Origin of the sequence: Isoptericola chiayiensis (assembly GCF_013149805.1) — a bacterium.
GTDB classification, from domain to species: domain Bacteria; phylum Actinomycetota; class Actinomycetes; order Actinomycetales; family Cellulomonadaceae; genus Isoptericola; species Isoptericola chiayiensis.
In genome coordinates this window covers 224,909-248,420 of sequence record NZ_JABEZT010000001.1, presented here as the reverse complement: position 1 = coordinate 248,420, position 23,512 = coordinate 224,909, and the positions used below count along the sequence as shown (strand labels likewise).

The window sequence follows — 23,512 nt, the reverse complement described above, 5'->3', positions numbered from 1 at the left end:
CGCTACGGGCGCCCGACGTCGGGGTCGATCTCCTCGGGCGTGCGTGCGAGGAGCTCGGCGACCTGCTCCACCAGGACGTCGTTGACCAGGCGGACACGGTCCTCGGCGTCCAGGGCACGGGACTCCACGGGGCGGCGGTAGACCACGATCCGCGCCGGCTGGCCCGACTCGGCCGGGAAGAGCCGTCCCAGGGGGACGCCCCGCGTCTCCCACGGCGCCGGGTCCGAGGGCGGGACGTCCTCGACGGCCAGCTCGGTGCCCGAGACGGCGGGCCACCGTCGCTCGAGGCGGTCCATGGCGGCCAGGACCGTGTCGTCGAAGAGGTCCGCCCGGGTCCGGCGAGCCGGAGCCCCCGGGGGCAGCAGCGGGCCGCGGATGCCGCGGCCACGCCGGTCCCGCCGTCGGACGAAGCTGTTCACCCGACGAGCGTATCCGTGTGCGGCGCGCCAGAGCACCGCACACGCTCCCGGCGGCGTATCCTCCCCGGGTGAGATCGGTCAGGCAGTGCTCGCGCACGGCATGCACGCAGACGGCGGTGGCGACGCTCACCTATGTGTACGCGGACTCCACCGCCGTCCTGGGCCCGCTGGCGCAGCGCGCCGAACCGCACAGCTACGACCTGTGCTCGGTGCACGCCGAGCGACTGACGGCGCCGCGCGGCTGGGAGGTCGTGCGGCTGCAACCGGAGTTCGTGACCCCGCCGCCGTCGAAGGACGACCTGTCGGCCCTGGCGGAGGCGGTCCGTGAGGCCGGTCGTGGGGGTCGGGCAGCGGATCCGGCACCCGCGGCGGAGCCGGCGAGCGTCACCGAGACGGCGCGGCGCGGGCACCTGCGGGTGCTGCGCGCGGAGTCGCAGGCTCGGTCGGCAACAGATCCGACCGAGATGTCCTAGGGCACCCAGGCGCACACGACGTGGCCGTTGCCGGCGACCTCGAGGGCGCCGGCGTCGTGCGGGACGAAGACCGACTCCCCGCGGTGCAGCGGGGTGGGACCGGCGTCGGCCCGCTCCGTCCCGAGGTCGACCGCGCCGTCGAGGCAGAGGACGATGCGCGGCCCCTGCCCGGGCAGGGCGACGCCGACCGTGGATCCGACGTCCGCGACGGTGAGGGCGAACTCGGAGACAGGTGCTCGGTAGGTCTGGACGGCTCCTCCCGCCGCGACGGATCTCTCCGGGGCGACGGGCGGGCGCGGGGCGAAGGAGGCGCACTCGAGCAGGGCGTCGGTGTCGACGCGCTTGGTGGTGAGCCCGGCGCGCAGCACGTTGTCGCTGGAGGCCATCACCTCGATCGCCAGCCCTGACAGGTAGGCGTGCACCTCTCCGGGCGGCAGGAACAGGGCCTCGCCCGGGTCGAGGGTGACGCGGTTGAGCAGGAGCGACGCGAGGGCGCCCGGGTCTCCGGGATGCTGTGCGTCCAGGGCGAGCACGGTCGTGTCGGCACGCGTCGACGGGGAGCCGTCCGCCAGCCGACGCCGCACGCCCTCCAGCGCCTCGGCCAGTGCGTCACGGCAGCGGGGCGACGAGCGCGCTGCGAGCAGATGGCTGAAGGCCGCTCGGACGCCGTCGGCGGACCGGTCGGCCTGCAGCGCCGTCCGGACGCCGTCCACCAGCGGGCCGTCGAGCCCGTCCAGCAGCTCGAGCGCGGTGCGTGGGGTGCGGAAGCCGGCGAGGCCCTCGAACTCGGTCAGGGCGACGACCATCTCGGGCTTGTGCTGGTCGTCGTGGAAGGACCGTTCGGGGGAGTCCGCGGCGATGCCGAGGCTGTTCTCGCGGTTGTAGCCGGCCCGGGCGAGGTGCGGCTTGGGGTGAACCTGCAGCGAGAGGGCACGGTCGGCGGCCAGGACCTTGAGCAGGAACGGCAGCCGAGGACCGAACCGGTCGGACACCCTGCGACCCAGCATCGCGTCGGGAGCCGCGCGGACGACCTCGTGCAGCGGACCTGCGGGCGTCCGGCTCGGTGCCGTGGGGTGGGCACCCAGCCACAGCTCGGCCACCGGTCGACCGTCCACGGGCAGGCCGAGCAGCACGGGGATCTGTTTCGGCGACCCCCAGTCGTAGCGGCGCAGGGGGTTGTCGAGCGGGTGCAGCTCGGTCACGGGCACAGCCAATCACACGGCCTGGTCAGACGTCGTCACCCGGTCGCCGGACCTCACCCGGAGGAGGTGGGGCGCGCCACCGTAGGCTGGCCCCTGTGAGCGACTTCGACCTGTCCCGGATCATCAAGGCGTACGACGTGCGGGGGATCGTGCCTAAGGAGTTCTCGGCGCGGGTGGCCGAGGCGGTGGGGGTGGCGTTCGCGCGGGTGGTCGTGGCGCCGGAGGGTGCGTCGCGGGTGGTGGTGGGCAGGGACATGCGGGACTCGGGTCCGGACCTGGTGGCGGGGTTCGCGCGGGGGGTGACCTCGCAGGGGGTGGACGTCCTCGACGTGGGGATGTGCTCCACGGACGGGTTGTACTTCGCCTCGGGGCATCTGGACGCTCCGGGGGTGATGTTCACTGCCTCGCACAACCCGGCGGCGTACAACGGGATGAAGCTGTGCCGGGCCGGTGCGCGTCCGGTCGGGCAGGACACGGGCCTGGCCGAGATCCGCGAGATCGCCCAAGAGCTCCTCGACGACGCGGGCGTCGACGGCGCCCTGGACGGTGGCGAGGACGCCGGGCCGGCGGCGCGGGGGTCGGTGTCGCGGCGGGACCTGCTGGGCGACTACGCGGGGTTCCTGCGGTCCCTGGTGGACCTGTCGGGGATGCGGCCGTTGAAGGTCGTGGTCGATGCCGGCAACGGGATGGCGGGGTTGACGGTCCCGGCGGTGCTGGGCGACGCGGCCGGGCTGGCCGGCCTGCCCCTGGAGGTCGTGCCGATGTACTTCGAGCTGGACGGCACGTTCCCGAACCACGAGGCCAACCCGCTCGAGCCCGCGAACCTGCTGGACCTGCAGGCCGCGGTCGTGGCCCACGAGGCCGACCTGGGCCTGGCGTTCGACGGCGACGCCGACCGCTGCTTCGTGGTCGACGAGACCGGCGCGGCCGTGTCTCCGAGCGCGGTCACCGCGCTGGTGGGGCTGCGGGAGGTCGCCCGCGAGAAGGCCGCCGGACGGTCCGCGACCGTGATCGCCAACCTCATCACCTCTCGCGCCGTGACCGACCTGCTCGGCGCCGAGGCCGACGTCGTGCGCACCCGGGTGGGGCACTCCTTCATCAAGCAGACCATGGCCGACCACGGCGCCGTGTTCGGAGGGGAGCACTCCGCGCACTACTACTTCCGCGACTTCTGGTACGCCGACACCGGCATGCTCGCCGCGCTGCACGTCCTGGCCGCCCTCGGCTCCCAACCGCACCCCGCCTCGGCGCTGGCCGACATGTACACCCCGTACACCGCGTCCGGGGAGATCAACTCCACCGTCACCGACGCCGCCGCCGTCACCGACCACGTGCGCGCCACCTACCAGGCCGCCTACCCCGACGCGGTCGTGGACACCCTCGACGGGCTGACCATCACCCACTGGGACGGCCACCACCCCAAGTGGTGGTTCAACCTGCGCGCCTCCAACACCGAACCCCTGCTGCGCCTCAACGTCGAAGCAGCCGACCACGACATCATGACCAAGCTACGAGACGACGTCCTGTCCCTCGTGCGCAAGGAGGACGCGTGAACACCGAGAACACTCCCTGGATCGACCCGTGGGTGCGTTCCGTGCTGCGGTGCCCCGTCACCGGGGCCGAGCTGGTCGACGCCGTCGGCCCGGACGGGGCGCCTGAGCTGCGTTCGAACGACACGGAGCGGCCCTTGGCCTACCCGGTCCGCGACGGGATCCCGGTGCTGCTGGAGAGCGAGGCGCGTCCGCTCCAGTAGCCGTTCATCCGGTGAACGACACATGAATTCATTCATGCTTCGTCGTGAACATTCGCGAGGTTCGTCCGTCGCGACAATATCGACCATCTCCGTCGTTACGATGCCTCAGACGACGCGAATGATGAGGATATGTCTTGATGGATCTCACGGTCTCGACGATGAAGCGGCATGTCCGCCACGCGGCGATGGAGCGGATGCGCGGTGGGCCCCACACGCGGCGGCAGAACGCCGAGCTCGCTGCGGTCGTCGCCGACCTCGGCCGGCTCGCGGCTGATCTCTCCGCCAGCGCCGCGTGGACGGACATCCAGCTCACGCGGGCGGTGATCGAGGTGCAGGCAGCCCGCGCCGACGACCTCGTGGACGACCATCGGGCGACCGAGCTCGCGTTGGGACGCTGCGGGTGGTGGGAGCCGCCCTCACGAACCTGGGACGCCCTGCTGCTGGTCGCCCGCCGCGCGGTGCGTCGGGAACCCGCGCTGACGGCTCGCGTCGTGGAGCTCCTCCTGGATGCACGCCCCGCCGAACCCGAGGCCACCGCGCTGGCGGCCGAGGCGGCGGCCGTGCTCCGGACCGCAGAGCGACCGCGCTGGCGCCGCAGAGCAGCGAAGCGTTCGTCCGACGACCCGATCGCCGTCATGCTCCGCGAGCGCTCGGCGCCGGCGATCTCGGACCAGGACGGCTGGTTCGGCGTCGAGGAGAGCCTCCGGGCCGGCGACGATCTGGCGACCGCTGCTGGCGGAGCGCTCCACGCGTCCTATCTCGGTGAGCCCGGCGCCGTGCGCGGCTACGGTGCGACGCTTCGTGCGACGGTGGCCCGCGGGCTGAGCATCGACGCTCCGCTCGCACCGCTGCTGCCGATCCTCGAGCGGACCGTCGCCGAGCCCGACGCGGGTGGACGTCCTGATCTACTGGGCGTGCGGCCGATGGGCCTCGCGGGACTGCGGGAGTACCTCGACGGCAGGTCGGTCTGTCTCGTCGCCAACTCGGCCGAGCTGTTGGACCTCGAGCTCGGTGCGCAGATCGACTCCTACGACGTCGTCGTCCGTTTCAACTCCTTCGACCTGGACCCCGTCCGCACGGGGCAGCGGACGGACGTGCATGCCACGATCCATCTGCACGACTACAACTGGGACGTGCCGGTGGACCTGCGCCTGGTGTTCGGCGGCATACCGGGGGTGTGGGAGGAGAGCCTGCGGCGACATCTCCGACCGAGTGCTCAGGAGTTCGTCGGGGACGAGTCGCTGCGATGGCCGAGGAATTCGCTGATCGGTCCCGAGCTGCGCGACGAGCTGGCAGTTCCGACCACCGGATTCAACATGCTCGTTCTTCTCGACTATCTCGACGTGTGTCCGCGGATCGATCTCTTCGGCTTCAACTTCCACTCGGGTGACCCCTATCGGCGACCCGACGCGATGCACCTCCCGGTGGCCGCAGCACATTCCTACGCGATCGAACGCCGATGGGTCGCGGAACGGACCGTCGGAACGGCCCCCGGAAGGATCTCGCTGCGATGAACCGCGTTTCCCGGCACGCCTACGTGTCGTTCGTCGACGACGACTACTTCGTCGGCTTCGTCGCTCTCCTCAAGAGCCTGCACCTGGTGGATCCCGGTACGACCGCCGAGATGGTCGTGCTGCACGACGGTCTCCACCCGGCGAACGTCGCGCGGGTGCGCTCGCTGCGTCCGGACGTGAGGTTCGTGAGGGTCGATCCGACTCCCTACGAGCAGTACCGCAAGGGCGACGACTCGAACTACCTGTACACGAAGGCTTACTACATCCTGGACGCGTTCCGCCTTCGTGACTACGACAGGATCGTCACGCTCGACACGGACATGGTCCTCACCGCACCGATCGACGAGCTGTTCCACCTGACGGCGCCGTTCGCGGCCGTGCCGCAGTACTTCGACTCGGAGGGCGGGCGCAAGCTGAACAGCGGGCTGCTCGCCGTCGGGGCGGACTGCCTCTCCGCGGAGTTCGTGGCCCGGATCGACGCCGTCGGGCGATCGGGCGGCTACGAGCTCGACCGACACGACCAAGGGGTGCTCACCGCCGTCCTGGACGGGGACTATCACCAGCTGGACCGGCGCTTCAACTGGGTGAAGCGCGCCACGCCGCCCGGCGGCAGCGCGCCGACCGAAGCCCGGGTCCTGCACTACACCGGCCGCTACAAGCCGTGGCACGGCGGCGAGCACGGCTACGCGGAGCTGGAACGCACGTGGCACCGGTTCGACACGAGCGATGCCGCCTTCGTCTGCCGCTACCTTGCAGCCGCCGAACAGCTGGAGCGTGACGGGGGAACACCCGCGGCGGCCCTGCTGGAGCACTATCGACACCTGGCCGCCGGACTCCCGCCCCGGATCCGCCGATGGCTGTGCGGCGAGGATCCGTCGGTCAAGGAGCTGCTGGCGGAAGCGGTGGCCTGTGCGGCGGGAGGCGACTTCGCCGCGGCGGTGGCGATCCGGCGCCTGACGGCGGTGCAGACCGGCCGGGTGGACCAGCCCCTGCGGTACGCGTCCGCTCTCCGCGCTGTCGGCCGCTACGACGACGCCTGCGCCGTGGCGACGCTCGCAGCGGGCCCCGACGCCGCCGACGGCTCGTACTTCCAGGCTGAGACGGCCTGGGTCCGTGGAGACCACGCGGCGGCGGCGACCCACGTGCGTGCCGCTCTCGGCCGGCAGCCCGTGCACGCCAAGGCACGGTCCTTGGCGGGACGCCTCGAAGCAGGCGCGCCGGACGCACGGGTGCGGTCAGCCCTGAGCGTGCCGGGCCTGCGCCTCTCGCACGCCGCGTTCTACGTGGACGAGCTCGGCAACTTCGGCGACGAGCTGCTGCCCGTGGCGGTCCGCGAGAGCGTCGCCGCGCAGCGTCCCGTCGAGTCCTGGACCGGGTTCCACGTGCACCAGGTCTTCGACGAGGCCGCGGTCGAACGGGTCAACGGGACCGACGCCCTGCTCGTCGGTGGCGGTGGCCTCTTCCTGCCCGACACGATGCCCAACGGCAACAGCGGCTGGCAGTGGAACGTCCCGGACGCGAGTCTGCGGCGGCTCGAGGTGCCGCTCGCCCTCACGGCGGTCGGATACAACCTGTTCGACGGTCAGCAGATCCACGGCAGCAGGTTCGAGGAGTCCCTCCGGCTGACCGTCGAGACGGCGGAGCTCGTCGGACTGCGCAATCACGGCTCGATCGATCGGGTCCGGGCGATGCTGCCCGCCGAGCTGGCGGAGAAGGTCGTGTACATGCCGTGCCCGACGACGTTCCTCGGCCTGCTCGACGACGGACCGGGCGCACGTCTGCAGGGGGCGCCGCCGACGGCGAGTCGGCCGGTGGTCTACCTGAACGTCGCCTACGACCGCTCGTCGCTGCGCTTCAAGGATTCCTACCCCGCGTTCCTCGCCGAGCTCGACGTCTTCCTCGGCAGGACCACCCGGGTCGCCGAGGTCCGTGTCGCGGCCCACACGGTCGGGGACGAGCGCGTCGCTCAGGATCTTTACGCGCACCATGGCCGGCGCGTCCCGGTCGACCCCTTCTACCGGATGGGGATCGACAGGGCCCTTCGCTCCTACGCGGGAGCAGCCGTCGTGGTGGGCATGCGAGGGCATGCCGGCATGATCCCCTTCGGGGTAGGCACGCCGATCGTCTCGCTGGTGTCGCACCCGAAGCTCCGGTACTTCCTCGAGGACGTGGAACACCAGGAGTGGGGCATCGCGATCGACGAGCCCGGACTCGGCGGTCGCCTCGACGAGCTGGTGCGCGCAGTGTTGGCAGACCCGACCACGTACCGGCGGGAGGTGGCGTCGGCCCGCGAGAAGCTCCGGACCCACTACGAGGAAGCACTGGGGAAGCTGCTCGCGGCGGTGTGAACCGGACGCGCTCGGAGTGGCCGTTCGCGACCTGCTCGGATGAGGTCGCTCAGCTCGCCCGGATCCCGGTGATCCAGGAGGCCGGCAGGCTCCCGCGTGTCGTGGCTCGTCCCACCCAGGACCGCATCTGATCGGCCTTGCCGGTCAGCGTCGACCTCTTGCCGTTCGGCTGGGTCGCGGTCAGCGTTCGCATCTGGCCGCTGGTCCAGCGGCTCGTGACCTCGATCGAGGCGACGTTCTTCAGGTCGAACAGGTCTCGCGCCTCGGCCTGGGTCATGGTGCGGGTCCAGGAGGCGTAGGAGTTGCCCGGTGCCCGCAGGCTGTACGGGTCCGCCACGCTGCGCTCGTAGGACAGCGCCGACGACCAGACGTCCTCGGAGTCGGCGGTACGGCCGCCGCTGGAGGAGAAGTAGTGTGCGGCGACCGGTCGTCCGCCGACCTGGAGGACGCGGGCACGGGTGGCGCTCTTCGTCGTCTTGTCGACGGAGCGGGTCCAGATCTTGCCGTACCGGGCACCGGAACCTTCGTTCTCCTTCCTCCAGCCGCTGAAGTGCTGGTCGCGGACGTCGTCGACGACGTGGCAGCGGCACTGCGGCTTGCCCTCGTGCTTGGATACCGCGTACGACCGGGCGGTCATCGCCTGAGCCCGCAGCGCACGCTCGCCACCGTTGAGTCCCCACGACGAGGGCATCTCGGCGATGCCGTACAGGTACTCGGTGTTGAGGAGGAGATCGTTGGTGATGTTGGGCGTCGACTTCCGGTTGATGATCGTCAACCGCCCGTTCTTGTAGGCTCCGTGGGCTCCTTGGATCGTCGCGACGGCGGTCTTCCCGTTCGGTCGCCAGTAGCGGGTCCCCGACCACTGGATGCGCATCATGTCGCCCTTGTAGACCTTGCCGTTCACCTTGACGCGCACTGCGCCCTTGGTTCCGATGCGGATCTTCATCGTCTCGGTCCCGCTTCCCTGCGCGACCGTGCCCGTGCCCGGCTTGCGCACGCGCCAGTCGCCACCGCTGACGGTGAGCCAGGTGTTGCGGCCGGAGTCGCCGTAGCCGGAGAAGCTGTAGGGGTCCGGCCCGTAGACCTGGACGCGGATGTTCTTGGGCGTGGTGGTGTACGGCGCCCTCGACCCGGTGTAGTAGTGCTTGAGGACGTCGACGCCGGACGCGCCCTGGCGTGCGAGCTCGTACGCGCCGTACTGACTCATCCCGACGCCGTGGCCGTACCCCGAGCCGGAGAGCGTGAACCGGTCCGGGACGTCGGCAGCGGACGCAGTCGACCCTGTCGCGACGCCGCCGGCGAGAGCGAGGACGGTGATGAGAGCGCCGGCGATGGTGCGGCGCAGCCTGGTGCTTGGTGTCATGACGATAGATACCCCCTGCAACTACTGTGACGCAGGCCTCCTTCCCGAGCATCTCGAGCGGACGTCGATCGTGCCCCGCGACCTCGGCTAAGGTGGTCCGATCCCAGCGAGATGTCCAGGAGTGAGGTCCACTTGACCGCTACGAGCGCCGACGGGTTGCTGCTCCCCGAGAGGGCGCGCCTGCTGCACATCGGCTTGATGAAGACGGGGACGACGAGCCTGCAGAACGCCGCGTCCGCGTTGCGTCCCGAGCTTGCCGCCCGAGGTGTGCTGTACCCGGGCACCGCGGTGAACCATCGGATCGCGATGGCCGCGTTGATGGAGCGGAGCCTCCCTGGCGTCGAGCCGCGACCCAAGGTGTGGAAGCGGCTCCACTCCGAGATCGAGGCGGACACCTCCCGTCGCGTCCTGGTGGGCCACGAGTTCGTCTCGGAGGCGGACGACGCGACGGCCCAGCAGGTGTACGAGGGACTGGGCGACCGCACGCACGTGGTGATCACGTTGCGCAACTACTCCGAGGTCCTGCCCTCCGCGTGGCAGCAGACCTTGAAGTCCGGGCGGAACATGTCGTTCGGGCACTGGCTCAAGCAGGTTCTCTCCGACGACCTCGAGCACCGTCGGCTCCGCCTGGAACGGGACCGGCTCGACCAGGGGGCGGTCACCGAGCGCTGGGCGCGGGTCGTCGGTCCGGAGAACGTGACCGTCGTCGTGGTCGACAAGTCGACCCCCACCCTTCTGTTCGACGCCTTCGAGGACATGCTGGGTCTCGACCGTGGGGTGCTCGCCGGTGCCGACCTGGACGGGTTCGCCTCCAACCGCAGCATGAGCCTCGAGGAGGCCGAGCTGCTACGTGCGGTCAACGCGGAGGTCCGGTCCACGCTGTCGTTCCAGGAGTACCGGTACTGGATCCGCACGGGGGCCATCGCTGCCGTGCTCGGGGGGCGCAAACCGGCGGAGGACGAGACCAAGCTGCTCCTCCCGGCGTGGGCTGCCGACCGTGCGGCCGAACGTTCGGAACGGTTCGCGGCCCAGATCGAGGGGTCCGGGGTCCGCGTCGTCGGCGACCTCGCGCTGCTCGAGCGTGACGTGCCGGACGCGGGTCGGCGTGCTCCGCGGTCGAGCACCGTGCCGGTCGAGGCGGCCGCGAAGGCCGTCGTCGGAGCCATCTCCCGCGGCAAGCTCCAACGCGACAAGGCCCAGGAGCTTCTCGCCGAGAAGTCGGCGGACTCGGCTGCGGACACGCTCGACGCGACGGCTCCTCGTCTCGACCAGGCGTCCGGGCGGGAGCTGGCGGCCGCGCTCGTACGCCGGGTCCGCGAACGGATTCGATGACGGCGACGATGCACGTCGCGCAGCACCTGATCTTCAAGCCGGTCTCGGAGCGCGGCCCGCTCTGCGTCGAGGACGGCCCCGGTGCGGTGGACGACTGCGGCGCTCTCACCGTCCCCGCCGGTACGGTCCAGGGGATCGGCACCTACCTGAACGGTCTGCCCGCCGCCTACTGGGCAGCGTGGACCGGTGCTCGGCGCGCGCGGCTGCAGCTCGAGGCCAAGGGTCCGGGGACGGTCCGGCTCCTGCGGTCCGGATCCGCGGGTGCGGTGAGCGAGGTAGCGACCGCGCCTGTCGGCGAGCCCGTCGATGTGGACCTCCCGTACGACGACGTCGGATGGCTCTGGTGCGAGGTGTCCGCCGGTGACGACGACGTCGTGGTCACGGGCGGAACCTGGTGGGTCGATGCGCCCGTCCGCCGTGGAGGCGACGTCGTCGTCTCGATCACCACCATGGACAAGCCCGACTACTGCGTGGCCACGTTGCGGACGCTCGCCTCGTGTCCTGAGCTCGTCACGGAGGACGTGCGCGTGCAGGTCGTCGACCAGGGTTCCGACAAGGTCGTCGACCATGACGGGTTCGCGGAGGTCTCCGAGCTGCTCGGCGACCGACTGCGCGTCGTGGACCAGTCCAACCTCGGAGGATCGGGCGGCTTCTCCCGCGGCATGCTCGAGACGCTCGACGCCGACGCAGACGCCGTGCTGATCTGCGACGACGACGTCGAGGTCGAGCCGGAGTGCCTGCTGCGCGCCGTGCGGTTCCACCGGATGGCCGAGGCGCCCGTCGTCGTCGGCGGCCATATGTTCGACCTGGCCCGGCCCACGGTGCTGAACTCCTTCAGCGAGGTCGTCCACCGGCGCACCTTCAACTGGGGGCCGCCCCGGATGGAGCACCAGTGGCAGGACCTCGCGGGCGGACTGCGTCCCGTGCCCTGGTTGCACCGCCGCCAGGACTCGGAGTTCAACGGGTGGTGGATGTGCCTGATCCCCGCCGACACGCTCCGGGCGGTCGGGCTGAGCATGCCGTTCTTCCTCAAGTGGGACGACGCCGAGTTCTGCCTGCGCGCCGGTGAGGCCGGCTACCCGACCGTCTCCCTGCCCGGGGCCTGCCTGTGGCACATGGCCTGGACGGAGAAGGACGACTCGGTGGAGTGGCAGGCCTACCTGCACGTCCGCAACCGGGTCGCCACGGCGCTCCTGCACGCCACGGGCCCGCGGCTGCTCCCGCTGGCCCTGCTCGCGACAGACCTCAAGCTGCTGCTCGCGATGCGCTACTACCCGGTCGAGCTGCACCTGCGCGCCCTGAAGGAGATCGCTGACGGCCCGGGCCGACTGCACCCGGAGCTCGACTCCGTCGTCGGACGGGTCCGTGCCGCAGCGTCCGCCTTCCCCGAGACGGTGCGCCACCGCCCCGGAGATCCGGTCTTCGACGCGGTCGCCGCGCGGCAGACGCACGAGCCGCCCGCACCGCGACCCGTGGGCGCGTCCGGTCTGGCCGTCTTCGCCGTGCGGGGGCTGGCACGCACCCTGCGCCCCGTTCCCGCCGTCGCGCGTCGCGGTCCGACGACGGTGCTCACCCGGGAGCAGGCCGTCTGGTGGGAGGTGCCCGGCCACGACTCGGTGCTGGTGCTCGACGCGGCGGGGGACAGCGGGGTCTGGCTGCGCCGCGACCCGGCGACGTTCTGGCGGCTGGCCGTGCGGACCGTCGTCGTGCACGCGCGACTCGCGCTGACCTGGCGTCGGCTGTCGCGTCGATGGCGTGCGGCCGCGCCGGAGCTCACGTCGCCCCGGCGCTGGCGGGCGACCTTGGCATCCCCGGGTGCCGACTAGGATGTCGGGGATGTCCACCCCCGTAGTCGTCGCCGTCGTCGTGTCGTACAACCGGGCAGAGCTGCTCGGTGCCGCGCTCGATGCCCTCGGCGCCCAGAGCCGACCCGTCGACCGGGTCGTCGTCGTCGACAACGCCTCGACCGACGACGCGCTCGCGGTCGCGCGCGGTCACGCGACCGCGCCGCGGGTCGTCGCGCTCGCGCGCAACACCGGTGGTGCCGGCGGGTTCGCCGTGGGGATCGCGACCGCGGTCGCCGAGCACGCGGCGGACCTCGTCTGGGTGATGGACGACGACACCATCCCCACGCCGACCGCGCTCGCCGAGATGCTCGCCGCACGGGACGCCTACGACGGCGACGTCGCGGCGGTGTGCAGCAAGGTCGTGTGGACCGACGGGTCCGACCACCCCATGAACACACCGCGGCAGCGCCCGGGAGCCTCCGCCGACGACGTCGACCGCGCACGTCGTGCCGGCGCGGTCCCGGTCCGGTCGATGTCGTTCGTCTCGATGATGATCGACGCGGCCGCCGTGCGGAGGGCCGGTGTGCCGGTCACCGACTACTTCATCTGGAACGACGACTTCGAGTACGCGACGCGGATCCTGCGGGACCGTGTCGGTCTTTACGTCCCGGGCAGCGTCGTCGAGCACCGGACCAAGAGCCCCGGGTCCACCGACGCCGATCCCGGACCGCGCTTCTACTACGAGGTGCGCAACAAGATCTGGATGTTCACGCGGTCCGGTGCGCTCACCCCGCGGGAACGACTGCTGTACGGCGGCTCGACGCTGCGCCGGTGGCTCCGCACGTTCTGGCGCTCCCGGGACCGGCGCACCCTGGCTTCCGCCGGTGCGCGAGGGTTCTGGCACGGCGTGGTGCGCGCGCCGCGGCCGGACACCGAGGTCCTGTCCGGCGTCGGACCGGGTGCCCTCACCGTCGCGAGGCTGGAGGCCGGCGCCTCGCTCCCGGCGCCGGTGCCCGTCAGCCGTATCGCTGCGGCGCCCGGTTCCTTCGTCGCCGGAGAGCCCCTCGACGACGAACGGTTCTCCGTCCTGCTGCCCGTGTACCGCGGGGACGACGCCGGACACCTGGAACGCGGGTTCCGTTCGGTCACGCAGGACCAGACGCTCCGCCCGGACGAGGTCGTCGTGGTGCGCGACGGTCCGGTCGGTGCCGAGGTCGCCGCGGTGCTCGACCGGTTGGGCGAGCTCACGGACATCCCGGTGAAGCTCGTGGCCCTCCCGCACAACCTGGGCCTGGCCCGTGCGCTGGAGCGCGGGCTGGAGGCGTGCCGGCACGAGATCGTGGCGCGCGCCGACGCCGACGACATCTCGCTGCCGGAACGGTTCGCCGTGCAGATCCCGATGGTGGCTTCCGCCTACGACATCGTCGGCTCGGCCATCTGGGAGTTCGAGGAGGACGAGGACGAGCGGGGCATGGTCCGCGTCCCGCCGACGGACGCGGGGATCGCGGAGGCGGCACGGTTCCGCGACCCGTTCAACCACCCCTCGGTGGTGTACCGGCGGTCGGCGGTGGCGGCGGTCGGCGGCTACCAGCACCTCGACCTCATGGAGGACTACCTCCTGTTCGCCCGGATGCTGGCGGCAGGTGCCCACGCGCAGAACGTCACCGACCCGCTGGTGCTCTACCGGGTCGGCGCCGGCGCGTACGCCCGCCGTGGCGGTCGCCGCCTGCTCGCCTCCGAGCTGGCGCTGCAGCGCACGCTGCACGGCGAGGGGTTCGTGTCGACGCCGCAGCTCGTGCGCAACGTGATCGTGCGCGCCGGCTATCGGCTCGTGCCCGAGCGCCTGCGGGCCGCCGGATACCGGGCGTACACGCGCCGCCGTGGCGGCTACCTCCCCGACGACCTGTAGGAGCTGAACACATGAACGCCGACCTCGTCGTCGTCGGGACCGGGTTCTTCGGTCTGACCGTGGCCGAACGCCTGGCGTCCGCCGGGCGGAAGGTGCTGATGATCGATCGTCGTGAGCATCTGGGGGGCAACGCGTACTCGGAGGCGGAGGCGTCGACGGGTATCGAGGTGCATCGGTACGGGGCGCACCTGTTCCACACGGCGAACGAGCGGGTGTGGGAGTACGTGAACCGGTTCACGCGGTTCACGTCGTACGAGCACCGGGTGTACACGACGCATCGGGGTGAGGTGTTCCCGATGCCGATCAACCTGGGCACGATCAACCAGTTCTTCCGGTCGGCGTACGGGCCGGCCGCGGCGCGCGAGCTGATCAGGGAGCAGGCTGCGGAGCTGGGGGACCGGGTGCCGGAGAACCTGGACGAGCAGGGGGTGCGGTTGATCGGGCGGCCGTTGTACGAGGCGTTCATCCGGGAGTACACGGCCAAGCAGTGGCAGACGGATCCGCGCGAGCTGCCGGCGTCGATCATCAAGCGGCTGCCGGTGCGGTACACGTACGACAACCGGTACTTCAACGACCCGCACCAGGGTCTGCCGGTGGACGGGTACACGGCATGGTTGGAGCGGATGGCCGACCACCCGAACATCGAGGTGCGGCTGTCCACGGACTTCTTCGACTCCTCCCAGCCGGTGCACCAGGCGGCCGTGGTGGGCCAGGTGCCGGTGGTGTACACCGGGCCGGTGGACCGGTACTTCGACTACGCCGAGGGTGAGCTGTCGTGGCGGACCCTGGACTTCGAGACCGAGGTGCTCGACGTGGGTGACTTCCAGGGAACGTCGGTGATGAACTACGCCGACGCGGAGGTGCCGTACACGCGGATCCACGAGTTCCGCCACTTCCACCCGGAGCGGGACTACCCGGACGACCGCACCGTGATCATGCGGGAGTACTCGCGGTTCGCGGCACGGCAGGACGAGCCGTACTACCCGGTCAACACCGCCGACGACCGTGAGCGCCTCAAGCGGTACCGCGACTTGATGGCCGCCGAGCGCGACGTGCACTTCGGTGGCCGGCTGGGCACCTACCAGTACCTCGACATGCACATGGCCATCGGCTCGGCGCTGTCCATGGTCGACAACCAGCTGTCGTAGCGTCCGTGTGTTCGACACGTGGTCATCGTGACGACGTGAGTAGAGTCGCGCTGTTCGACGGCAACGACAGGAGTTCGGATGGGCGGTGTTCCTCAGCGTGAGGGGACGTCGGGGTCTCGGCCCACTTTCGCGTTCCGCCTCCTGCCCGATCGACTCTCGTTGAAGTTCTCCGCACCTGCCGGCCGCCCGCGCACCACCAAGGTCGGCATAAGCCTGCGGGGCGGCTCTATCGACCGGTGGTTTCCGTGCGAGGCGGCGCCGGAGGGAGACAGAGACACCCTCGAACTGGACCTTGCTGCTGTGGTCGCCGAGTATGAGGGGTCGGGCATCGTCGACCTCTGGCGACAGGTCGGGGAGACAGGACAGCGAGTCACGGCACGTCGGCTCGGCCGGTTCCCCCGCACTGCCCGCGAGAGCGAGCTGGCAGAGACTGTGGTCGCCGGACGGTCGGTACGCCTGCGTGTGAACGACAAAGGAAACCTGGTCCTCGTGCTGGACGACGCCGTCGCGCCGAGGGGTTTCGCCGTCGAGGGCGGATCCGTCTCTCACCGCGACGGCGTGCTGGCGATCGACCTCGCGATCGTGGCACACGACCGCGAGATACGGTCTGCCGAGTTGCAGGTCGCGTGGCGCCAGAGTGCTGATTCCGTCTCGACGCAGCTGCTGGTCCAGCCTGATCTGGGCCGGTTCGACGATCGCTACGGGGCAGCGACGTACCGGACGGAGGGTTCGCTCGACGTCAGTGTGCTTATGGCGCGGTCCGGGCCCGGCGAGACAGTTCTTGATGCACGGCTGGTCCTGACGGACACCGCCGGACGGGTGCAGACGGTCCGGCTGAACGAGCGGCACGCGACGCAAGGCGATCTCGATCCGGCTGCGGTCACCGCGGGTGACACGGTCTTTCACATCGTCCCGCACTACACGTTTCTGTGGGGCGGACTGAGCCTGCAGGTGGACCGGTTCACACCTGCGGCTCACGCAGCACTCGAACGCGTGATGCGCACCCCGTGGTGGGCAGCCGTGGCCCGCCGCACGCTGGGGATCTGGCTCGTCGGCGAGGTGCCGTACAAGGCACAGGACAACGGCTACCACTTCTTCCGGTGGGTACGGCAACGGCACCCGATGCGGCCCGCCTTCTACGTCATCGACCCTGACTCACCCGACCGGAGGCGTGTCGAGGCGCTTGGGAGAGTGGTCGAGAGAGGATCCGCCAAGCATGTCTACCTGGCCGCCTGCGCCGCACGGCTGATCGGAACTCACCATGCCGACTACCTCCTACCGACCACGGACCCACGCATGATCCGGGCCGCCGGCGGGGTCAGAGTCATGCTCCAGCACGGCGTGCTGGGAACGAAGAACATGGTGACGACCTACGGACGCAGAGGCAGGGTCCAGCCGGCAGACGTCTTTCACGTCAGTTCTCCGAGAGAACGTGACATCGTCGTCCGCGATCTCGGGTACGAACCCGAGCAGGTGAGGGTCACAGGTCTACCGCGCTTCGATGCGCTCCTCGCACCCGCCCCGACTCCTCCCAGGGGGCTCCTGGTGATTCCGACGTGGCGCAGCTGGCTACCCCAGCGCAACCAGTTCGACGACAGCGACTTCCGCCTCCGGTGGCAGGAGGTCTTCGACCATCCCGCGCTGCGCCGCATGGTCGACGACGGGGAGCGGATCTCTTTGATTCTCCACCCCAACATGCGCAACTTCGTCGACGCCTTCGACCTCCAGGGTTTCGAGGTCTACCGCCAGGGTGAGCGCGCGGTGCAGGACCTACTGCGTGAGCACGCTGCGCTGGTGACGGACTACTCGTCGGTCGGTTTCGATTTCGCCTTGTTGGAGCGCCCTGTCTACTACTACCAGTTCGACCGCTCCAAGTACTTCGGAGGTGCAGGCAGCCACCTAGACCTGGACACCGAACTGCCGGGGAAGGTGCTGTTCGACGCGGAGTCCTTGGCAGAGACGATCGCGGCGGCGCGCGCCGAAGGATTCCCGGTGGAGAGGCAGTACAGGGAGCGAGCGCTACGGTTCTTCCCCGCGCACGATCGGAAGAGCACAGAGCGCACCTACCACTCAGTCCGGACTGCGCGGTCCCTGTCCGACGACTAGGGCACCCAGGCGCACACCAGGTGGGCCTCGCCGTCCGCGGTGAGCGGACCGGCGGCGTCGGGCACCAGGCAGGACTCGCCGCGGCGCAGGGTGGTCTCGCTGGAACCGGTCAGCAGCCGGGCCGAGCCGTCCAGCGCGAGCACGATCCGGGGGCCGTCGTGCGGCAGCGTGACCGGTTCGGAGGGGTGCAGGTCCGCGGTGAGCAGGGCGAACTCCTCGATCGGCGCGCGGTACGTCCGCACGAGCGACTGCGAGCCGGAGACGAGGGTCTCCGGTCGGTCCGGGGGACGGGGTGCGAACGCGGCGCAGGCCAGCAGCGCGTCGCTGTCCACGTGCTTGGTGGTGAGCCCGGCGCGGAGCACGTTGTCGGACGCCGCCATGATCTCCACGCCGACACCCGACAGGTAGGCGTGCACCTCGCCGGCCGGGATGTAGATCGCCTCACCGGGTTCGAGGGATACCCGGTTGAGCAGCAGGGACGCGATCGCCCCCGGGTCGCCGGGATGCTCCTCGGCGAGCTGCAGGACCGTCGTGTCGGCCCGCAGGTCGGGTGAGACGGAGGCCAGGCGCTCCCGGACCGAGGCCACGGTGACGGAGACGTCGTCGGCACAGCCGGGCTCGTCCCGTGCGGCGAGAAGTCCTTCGAGCGCAGCCCGCAGCCCAGGGCCCGACCGGGTCCCACGCAACGCCCCTCGCATCGACGTCACCAGGCGTCCCTCGAGGCCGTCGAGCAGCTCGAGCACGGTGCGCGGGCTGCGGAACCCGGCCAGACCCTCGAAGCGTGTCAGCGCCACGATCATCTCGGGCTTGTGGTGTTCGTCGTGGAACGACCGCAGCGGCGATCCCACCTCGACGCCGGCCTGGTCGTCGCGACGGAACCCTGCTCGCGCGTCGTGCGGGCGGGGGTGGACCTGCAGGGACAGTGCGCGCCGCGCCGCCAGGACCTTGAGCAGGTACGGCAGGCGTGGGCCGAACCGGTCGGCCGTGCGGCGTCCGAGGACCGCGTGCGGTGCCGCGGAGATCAGGTCGACCAGGGAGGTTCCGGGGCCGGTCCGTGACGGCGCCCCGGGGTGGGCGCCCAACCAGAGCTCCGCCGCCGGCCGACCGTCGGCAGGCAGCCCGAGGAGGCCCTGGATGTGGTCGACCGAACCCCAGTCGTACCGGCGGACGGAATTTTCGAGAAGATGAATGGAATCGATGCTGACATCTCCTGTTCTCGAACTGTTCACCAACACGTCATCGTCCTTTCGGGGGCGCGAGGGACTCTCTTCGGAGATCGAATATGATCACGGTCCACCACCGACCCTGCGGAGCTGCCGTGCACGTCTTTCATTCCTTGGCCTACCTCGACGTCGAGAAGTCCGGCTCGACCTATGTCTCGCAGTTCCTGCGCGACTTCCTCGACGACGACGAGGTGTGGTGCCGCAAGCACCACGAGATGGAGGACCGGCCGCCGTCGGGCCGCCTGCACGTGCTGTCGGTCCGGGACCCGGTCGACACGTACCTGTCGCTGTTCTCCTACGGGTGCCAGGGCAAGGGCGGCCTCTTCGGCAGGCTGCGCGACGCCGGACACGGCGCCCTGTACGACGGCACGGCCGCCGGTTTCGACCGGTGGCTCGACGTGGTGCTCGATCCTGGCTCCGCGCCGGTGCTCGACCCGCCGTCGTACCACCGCCGCGGCGTCGCCGAGCACACGGGCCTGCTCTCGTACCGCGTGGCACGGCTCGCCGCGCCGCGCCCCGACCGGTGGATGCGGGACGTCGCGGCGCCCGAGGACTTCGTCGCCGCCTACCGCGACAACAGCCTCGTGGACGTCGTGCTGCGCAACGAGAGCCTGCCGCAGGACCTCGAGGCGCTGGTGCTTCGTGCGGACCTGGCCTGGCGTCCGACGCGGGAGGCCGCGCTCACCGCGGTGCGCGCCCAGCAGCGCCTCAACACCAGCGCACGCCTCGACGCGGGCTCCGGCTTCGCGGTGCGGGACGACGTCCGACGGCGCGTGGCCGCGCGGGAACGCCTGCTCACCGAGGTCTTCGGCTACGACGACGGTCACCGGACGTCGACCACCGATCCGATCCAGGCCACGTCGCGCGCGTAGCGTTCGGCCAGCTCGGCCGACGTCCCCGGGTCGAGGAAGGACGCGGGGACGTCGTCGGCGGCGGGTCGCCGACCGAGGGCGTCGGTCACGAACCGGTGCAGCGCCGCACGTTCGTCGGCCCCCTGCAGCAGCGGCAGGACCTCCACCGACAGGTCGGCCATCCGCTGGGTGTAGCGGGTGTTGGTCCGTCGGGAGACCTCGTCGCCGACGGTCACCCGGTCGGCGCCGAGCCACCGCATCGCGTCCTCGAGGATCCTGCCCACCAGGGGCTGCTCGGGGGCGGGGCGCTCTCGGTCGTAGTCGTAGACGGTGACGTTGTCCGCCCCGAAGGTCTCCACGAGGCTCGTGACGTGCTCCCGCCAGGACAGCCCGTCGACGACGCGGTCGGCGAGAGCGGCGAACGGTGTCGCCCGGCCGTGCTTGAGCTGCTGCTGGTAGGCGGACTCGAGGAAGTCCCCGTAGCTGCGGATCGTGAACTGCACGTGCCGGGGCGTGCCCGCCGTGGCACGGTCGACGCCCGCCACGGCGGTGCGGAACCGGGGGTACAACGACGGCTCGTCGCCGGTGAACGCCGGTCCCACGTTGGACTCGCAGGAGTAGAACAGTCGGGCGGCGCGGCTCGTGGTCCAGGCGGACTCCAGGTAGTCCCGCAGGCGCGCGTCGGCGCCCGGGCGGGTGACGTCGTACCAGCCGCCGAGGGCGGTACGGATCTCCGGCTGGGTCGTGCACGCCACGACGTCGTCGTCGCGCAGCATCGCGGCATGGTCCCGGCACCAGGCCTGCACGGCGGTGGTCCCGGTCTTCTGCGATCCGAGGTGCAGCACGAGGCGCCGGTCGGCGTCGCTCGGTCGACGACGTCGCAGGAGCCCGGTGGCGCGGCCGAGGAGGTTCACCGGGTCACCCCCAGGGCCGCGAGCCGCTGTCTGTCGGCGGCGTCGCGGTCGGCCAGCTCGTCCTCCTGGACCGCGGTGAGCGGCCAGCAGGGTGCGTCGTCGCCGTCCACCGACCGGTCGACGAAGTCGCGCAGCGCCCGGCGCTCGTCCCAGGAGCGCAGGTGGGGCAGCGCGGCGAGTGCGACGTCGACCTGCCTCGTGGACCAGTGCCTGGCCGGGGACGCGGCGGCGTCGTCGCCGAGCGACGAGGGTTCGCCGAGGAGGTCCGTCAGGACCGCGGACACCACCGCGGGGCCGGCCCCGCGGTCGGGACGTGTGGCGCCGGCGTCGTGGACGGTGACGGCACGAGCGCCCGCGGTCCGGACCAGGTGCTCCGCGAGGGGGACCCAGGAGGCGTCCCGGGTCGCGTCGTAGAGGTCGTCGAACCTCACCTCGTGCCCCGCGCGGACCGCCGCCACCCAGGCCTCGACGAGCGCGTCGGCGTGCCGCCCGATGCTGAGGTGGGCCGTCCAGGGCACGTCGTCGAGCGCTGCGCCGAGGCCGTCGACGCCGGCGGCTGCCGTCGGGAAGAGGTCCCCTCCGGTGTGCCGGTAGACGGGACCGAGCGGTGCGTGCGACGAGAAGAGCGTCGGACCCGTGGCGGTCAGGTAGTCGCGCAGCTGTCGGCGGCTGCGGTCTGAGCGCCAGTCGAGGGCGGGGACGGCTTCCCGCAGCCCCGACCAGGAGGTGTGGGCCGTCAGCCCGCGACGCCGGAGCTCGCGGCGGTGCGTGCCGCACCAGTCCCGCACGGCACGCGCGGTCGGGCCGTGCGCGCCCAGATGGACCGCCACGACCGGTGTGGCCGTCGTGGACGTCGGTTCCGGCATCGTCGTCGCTCCTGTGCTCGCAGATCTCTTCCGGACAGAACGGTAATCCCACGGCGTGTGCCGAAATGACATTCTCGTGGCCGGTTCCGGCGTTGCGACATCTTCGGCGAGGAATGTTCACCTGGTGGCTACCGAGAGTTCCTCCGCAGTTACCGGGAAAGGGCCGATGTTGCCTTGTCGGCGACCTAGAGTCGCCGCCATGAAGGAGTCCGTACTCGTCGTGATCCCCGCTCGTGGGGGCTCGGCCGGCGTGCCGTTGAAGAATCTGCAACGCGTCGGCGGCAGCTCTCTGGTCGCCCGTGCCGTCCGTTCGGCGACGGCCGCCGCGACGGTGACCGACGTCGTCGTCTCGACCGACCACGAGGAGATCGCCCGCGAGGGTGCCGAGCACGGTGCGCGGGTCGTCCGGCGTCCCGCCGACCTGTCGGGTGCGACCGCGAGCTCCGAGTCCGCCGTCCTCCATGCGCTCGACGCCCTCGTCGACGACGGCCGGGGATCCGAGCCGGCGGTCACGGTGCTGCTGCAGGCGACGAGCCCGTTCCTCGACCCCGCCGACCTCGATGCCGCGATCGGCCAGGTGCTCGCCGGAGAGCACGACGTCGTCGTGGCCGTGGCAGCGACGCACGACTTCCAGTGGCGGCTGGACGACTCCGGCCCGGTCCCCGTCGGGCACACCACCGACCACCGGCCGCGGCGTCAGGACCGCGCGCCCCACTTCCGGGAGACCGGCGCCTTCTACGTGATGCGGACCGCCGGTCTCCGCGAGCACGGCACCCGGTTCTTCGGGTCGGTCGGCCTGCAGCCGGTCGCCCCCGACTGGGCCCTCGAGATCGACGAGCCCCGCGACCTCTGGCTCGCCCGCACGCTGCTCGACCAGCCGTCCGCCGACGACACGACCGGCTCCGCGTCGGCCACCCTCGACGTCGACGCCCTGGTGACCGACTTCGACGGCGTCCACACCGACGACGGCGTGCACGTCGACTCCGACGGCGTCGAGTCCGTCCGGGTGCACCGCGGCGACGGGCTCGGCATCGCCCGGCTGCGGGACGCCGGGCTGCCGATCCTCATCCTGTCCAAGGAGCGCAATCCCGTCGTCTCGGCACGGGGAATCAAGCTCGGCGTCGACGTCCTGCAGGGCGTCGACGACAAGGCGACCGCGCTGCGCGAGTGGTGCGTCTCAAACCGCCTCGATCCCGCGCGCGTGGCCTACGTCGGCAACGACGTCAACGACCTGCCCGCACTCCACCTCGTCGGCTGGCCCGTGGCCGTCGCCGACGCCCACCCCGACGTCCTCGCTGCGGCGCGGGTCGTCACGGCAGCTCGCGGCGGCCACGGCGCCGTCCGGGAGATCTGCGACCGCATCACCACCACCCATCGGAAGGACCCCGTCATGACCGCCACCCCGAGCACCGCGGTGCAGCCCGTCGAGATCGGCGAGCACCAGGTCGGCGCGGACGCGCCCGTCTACGTCATCGGCGAGATCGGCATCAACCACAACGGCGACGTCGAGATCGCCAAGCAGCTCATCGACGTGGCCGCCGCTGCCGGCTGCCAGGCCGTCAAGTTCCAGAAGCGCACCCCGGAGATCTCCACCCCGAAGGACCAGCGGGACAAGATCCGCCAGACGCCGTGGGGCGAGATGACCTACCTGGAGTACAAGTACAAGGTCGAGTTCGAGCACGAGCAGTACGGCGAGATCGACCAGTACGCCAAGGCCCAGGGCGTCCAGTGGTTCGCCTCGCCGTGGGACGTGCCCTCGGTCGGGTTCCTCGAGGAGTTCGGGGTCCCCACCCACAAGATCGCCTCGGCCTCGGTCACCGACCACGAGCTGCTGCGTGCGCTCGCCGACACGGGCAAGCCGCTCATCCTGTCGACCGGGATGTCGACGCTGGAGCAGATCGACGCGGCGGTGGAGATCCTCGGGACCGACGGCCTGGTGATCCTGCACTCGACCTCCACCTACCCGCTGCCTCCCGAGGAGGCCAACCTGCGCACCATCACGACGCTGCAGGAGCGGTACGGCGTGCCCGTGGGCTACTCGGGCCACGAGACCGGCCTGCAGATCTCGCTCGCCGCCGTGGCGCTCGGCGCCGTGGCCGTGGAGCGTCACATCACTCTCGACCGCGCCATGTGGGGCTCGGACCACGCCGCCTCGCTGGAGCCGAAGGGCCTGAACAACCTGGTCCGCGACATCCGGATCCTGCAGGACGCCCTCGGCGACGGCGAGAAGAAGGTCATGCCCGGCGAGCTCGCCCCGATGTCGCGGCTGCGCCGCGTCGACGGCTGACGCAGGAGGACACGGAC

General features: G+C 71.0%; 18 protein-coding genes and 1 pseudogene. 13 read left to right on the top strand and 6 right to left on the bottom strand.

The features are described from left to right. Positions 1 to 2 precede the first annotated feature (2 nt). Positions 3 to 419, bottom strand: coding sequence for a metallopeptidase family protein (locus tag HDG68_RS01020; protein ID WP_343037355.1), 417 nt, complete (start codon positions 417 to 419; stop codon positions 3 to 5). Between the two features lie 68 nt (positions 420 to 487). On the opposite strand from HDG68_RS01020, the gene HDG68_RS01015 reads away from it, so the two are divergent. Further along, positions 488 to 892 carry a DUF3499 family protein gene (locus HDG68_RS01015; protein ID WP_172148424.1) on the top strand — a complete coding sequence of 135 codons (405 nt, stop codon included), beginning with the start codon at positions 488 to 490 and terminating at the stop codon, positions 890 to 892. Here HDG68_RS01015 and manA (HDG68_RS01010) read toward each other — a convergent pair. Next, positions 889 to 2,094, bottom strand: a complete 1,206-nt coding sequence (gene manA / locus HDG68_RS01010) for a mannose-6-phosphate isomerase, class I (RefSeq protein ID WP_172148422.1) — start codon at positions 2,092 to 2,094, stop codon at positions 889 to 891. The two genes, HDG68_RS01015 and manA (HDG68_RS01010), sit on opposite strands and share 4 nt — an antisense overlap. Before the next feature lie 86 nt (positions 2,095 to 2,180). On the opposite strand from manA (HDG68_RS01010), the gene HDG68_RS01005 reads away from it, so the two are divergent. The 4 genes from HDG68_RS01005 to HDG68_RS00990 all read left to right on the top strand — a co-directional run bounded on the left by HDG68_RS01005 (position 2,181) and on the right by HDG68_RS00990 (position 7,709). Beyond that, positions 2,181 to 3,647, top strand: coding sequence for a phosphomannomutase/phosphoglucomutase (locus HDG68_RS01005; RefSeq protein WP_216647916.1), 1,467 nt, complete (start codon positions 2,181 to 2,183; stop codon positions 3,645 to 3,647). Continuing rightward, positions 3,644 to 3,847 (top strand): Trm112 family protein, encoded by a 204-nt coding sequence (locus HDG68_RS01000; protein ID WP_172148418.1) that lies wholly within the window; start codon positions 3,644 to 3,646, stop codon positions 3,845 to 3,847. The genes HDG68_RS01005 and HDG68_RS01000 overlap by 4 nt, the downstream gene beginning before the upstream one ends. A 158-nt stretch (positions 3,848 to 4,005) precedes the next feature. Then, the gene (locus HDG68_RS00995; protein ID WP_172148416.1) at positions 4,006 to 5,361 is read left to right on the top strand and encodes a glycosyltransferase family 29 protein; all 1,356 of its coding nucleotides are present in this window, start codon (positions 4,006 to 4,008) and stop codon (positions 5,359 to 5,361) included. Next, on the top strand, positions 5,358 to 7,709 hold the full coding sequence (locus tag HDG68_RS00990) for a glycosyltransferase (protein WP_172148414.1): 2,352 nt from the start codon (positions 5,358 to 5,360) through the stop codon (positions 7,707 to 7,709). The genes HDG68_RS00995 and HDG68_RS00990 overlap by 4 nt, the downstream gene beginning before the upstream one ends. A 49-nt stretch (positions 7,710 to 7,758) precedes the next feature. Here HDG68_RS00990 and HDG68_RS00985 read toward each other — a convergent pair whose 3' ends face one another. Next, complete coding sequence (locus HDG68_RS00985; RefSeq protein ID WP_172148412.1) at positions 7,759 to 9,072, bottom strand: SpoIID/LytB domain-containing protein; 1,314 nt, start codon at positions 9,070 to 9,072, stop codon at positions 7,759 to 7,761. Positions 9,073 to 9,204: 132 nt separating this feature from the next. Between HDG68_RS00985 and HDG68_RS00980 the strand changes: the two genes are divergently transcribed. The 5 genes from HDG68_RS00980 to HDG68_RS00960 all read left to right on the top strand — a co-directional run bounded on the left by HDG68_RS00980 (position 9,205) and on the right by HDG68_RS00960 (position 17,354). After that, the gene (locus HDG68_RS00980; RefSeq protein ID WP_172148410.1) at positions 9,205 to 10,404 is read left to right on the top strand and encodes a hypothetical protein; all 1,200 of its coding nucleotides are present in this window, start codon (positions 9,205 to 9,207) and stop codon (positions 10,402 to 10,404) included. After that, positions 10,401 to 12,230 carry a glycosyltransferase gene (locus HDG68_RS00975; protein ID WP_172148408.1) on the top strand — a complete coding sequence of 610 codons (1,830 nt, stop codon included), beginning with the start codon at positions 10,401 to 10,403 and terminating at the stop codon, positions 12,228 to 12,230. The genes HDG68_RS00980 and HDG68_RS00975 overlap by 4 nt, the downstream gene beginning before the upstream one ends. A gap of 10 nt (positions 12,231 to 12,240) precedes the next feature. Further along, positions 12,241 to 14,100, top strand: a complete 1,860-nt coding sequence (locus HDG68_RS00970; RefSeq protein WP_172148406.1) for a glycosyltransferase — start codon at positions 12,241 to 12,243, stop codon at positions 14,098 to 14,100. Positions 14,101 to 14,111: 11 nt separating this feature from the next. Beyond that, a complete protein-coding gene (glf, locus tag HDG68_RS00965; RefSeq protein ID WP_172148404.1) occupies positions 14,112 to 15,248 on the top strand; it encodes a UDP-galactopyranose mutase in 1,137 nt (378 codons plus the stop codon). 159 nt (positions 15,249 to 15,407) lie between these two features. Then, on the top strand, positions 15,408 to 17,354 hold the full coding sequence (locus tag HDG68_RS00960; RefSeq protein ID WP_172148402.1) for a CDP-glycerol glycerophosphotransferase family protein: 1,947 nt from the start codon (positions 15,408 to 15,410) through the stop codon (positions 17,352 to 17,354). Here the strand turns inward: HDG68_RS00960 and manA (HDG68_RS00955) are convergent. Next, a complete protein-coding gene (manA, locus tag HDG68_RS00955; RefSeq protein WP_343037354.1) occupies positions 17,351 to 18,583 on the bottom strand; it encodes a mannose-6-phosphate isomerase, class I in 1,233 nt (410 codons plus the stop codon). The genes HDG68_RS00960 and manA (HDG68_RS00955) overlap by 4 nt on opposite strands. A gap of 89 nt (positions 18,584 to 18,672) precedes the next feature. Between manA (HDG68_RS00955) and HDG68_RS00950 the strand changes: the two genes are divergently transcribed. Further along, positions 18,673 to 19,449, top strand: a complete 777-nt coding sequence (locus tag HDG68_RS00950; protein WP_172148400.1) for a sulfotransferase family protein — start codon at positions 18,673 to 18,675, stop codon at positions 19,447 to 19,449. On the opposite strand, the gene HDG68_RS00945 is transcribed toward HDG68_RS00950, so the two are convergent. Beyond that, complete coding sequence (locus HDG68_RS00945; protein WP_172148398.1) at positions 19,401 to 20,342, bottom strand: hypothetical protein; 942 nt, start codon at positions 20,340 to 20,342, stop codon at positions 19,401 to 19,403. The genes HDG68_RS00950 and HDG68_RS00945 overlap by 49 nt on opposite strands. Beyond that, positions 20,339 to 21,208: a hypothetical protein gene (locus HDG68_RS00940; protein WP_172148396.1), complete on the bottom strand. Its 870-nt coding sequence runs from the start codon at positions 21,206 to 21,208 to the stop codon at positions 20,339 to 20,341. The genes HDG68_RS00945 and HDG68_RS00940 overlap by 4 nt, the downstream gene beginning before the upstream one ends. 166 nt (positions 21,209 to 21,374) lie before the next feature. Here HDG68_RS00940 and HDG68_RS16660 point away from each other — a divergent pair. Continuing rightward, a pseudogene (locus HDG68_RS16660) lies at positions 21,375 to 22,532 on the top strand (cytidylyltransferase domain-containing protein); the annotation flags it as partial. A 66-nt stretch (positions 22,533 to 22,598) separates the two neighbouring features. Beyond that, complete coding sequence (locus HDG68_RS16655; RefSeq protein WP_216647914.1) at positions 22,599 to 23,495, top strand: N-acetylneuraminate synthase family protein; 897 nt, start codon at positions 22,599 to 22,601, stop codon at positions 23,493 to 23,495. The last annotated feature ends 17 nt before the right edge of the window (positions 23,496 to 23,512 follow it).

Coding starts and splice junctions, on each gene's coding strand:
- HDG68_RS00995 (WP_172148416.1), top strand. CDS start 4,006: ATGAAGCGGCATGTCCGCCACGCGGCGATGGAGCGGATGCGCGGTGGG.
- HDG68_RS00990 (WP_172148414.1), top strand. CDS start 5,358: ATGAACCGCGTTTCCCGGCACGCCTACGTGTCGTTCGTCGACGACGAC.
- HDG68_RS00985 (WP_172148412.1), bottom strand. CDS start 9,072: ATGACACCAAGCACCAGGCTGCGCCGCACCATCGCCGGCGCTCTCATC.
- HDG68_RS00975 (WP_172148408.1), top strand. CDS start 10,401: ATGACGGCGACGATGCACGTCGCGCAGCACCTGATCTTCAAGCCGGTC.
- HDG68_RS00970 (WP_172148406.1), top strand. CDS start 12,241: ATGTCCACCCCCGTAGTCGTCGCCGTCGTCGTGTCGTACAACCGGGCA.
- glf (WP_172148404.1), top strand. CDS start 14,112: ATGAACGCCGACCTCGTCGTCGTCGGGACCGGGTTCTTCGGTCTGACC.
- HDG68_RS00940 (WP_172148396.1), bottom strand. CDS start 21,208: ATGCCGGAACCGACGTCCACGACGGCCACACCGGTCGTGGCGGTCCAT.
- HDG68_RS16655 (WP_216647914.1), top strand. CDS start 22,599: ATGACCGCCACCCCGAGCACCGCGGTGCAGCCCGTCGAGATCGGCGAG.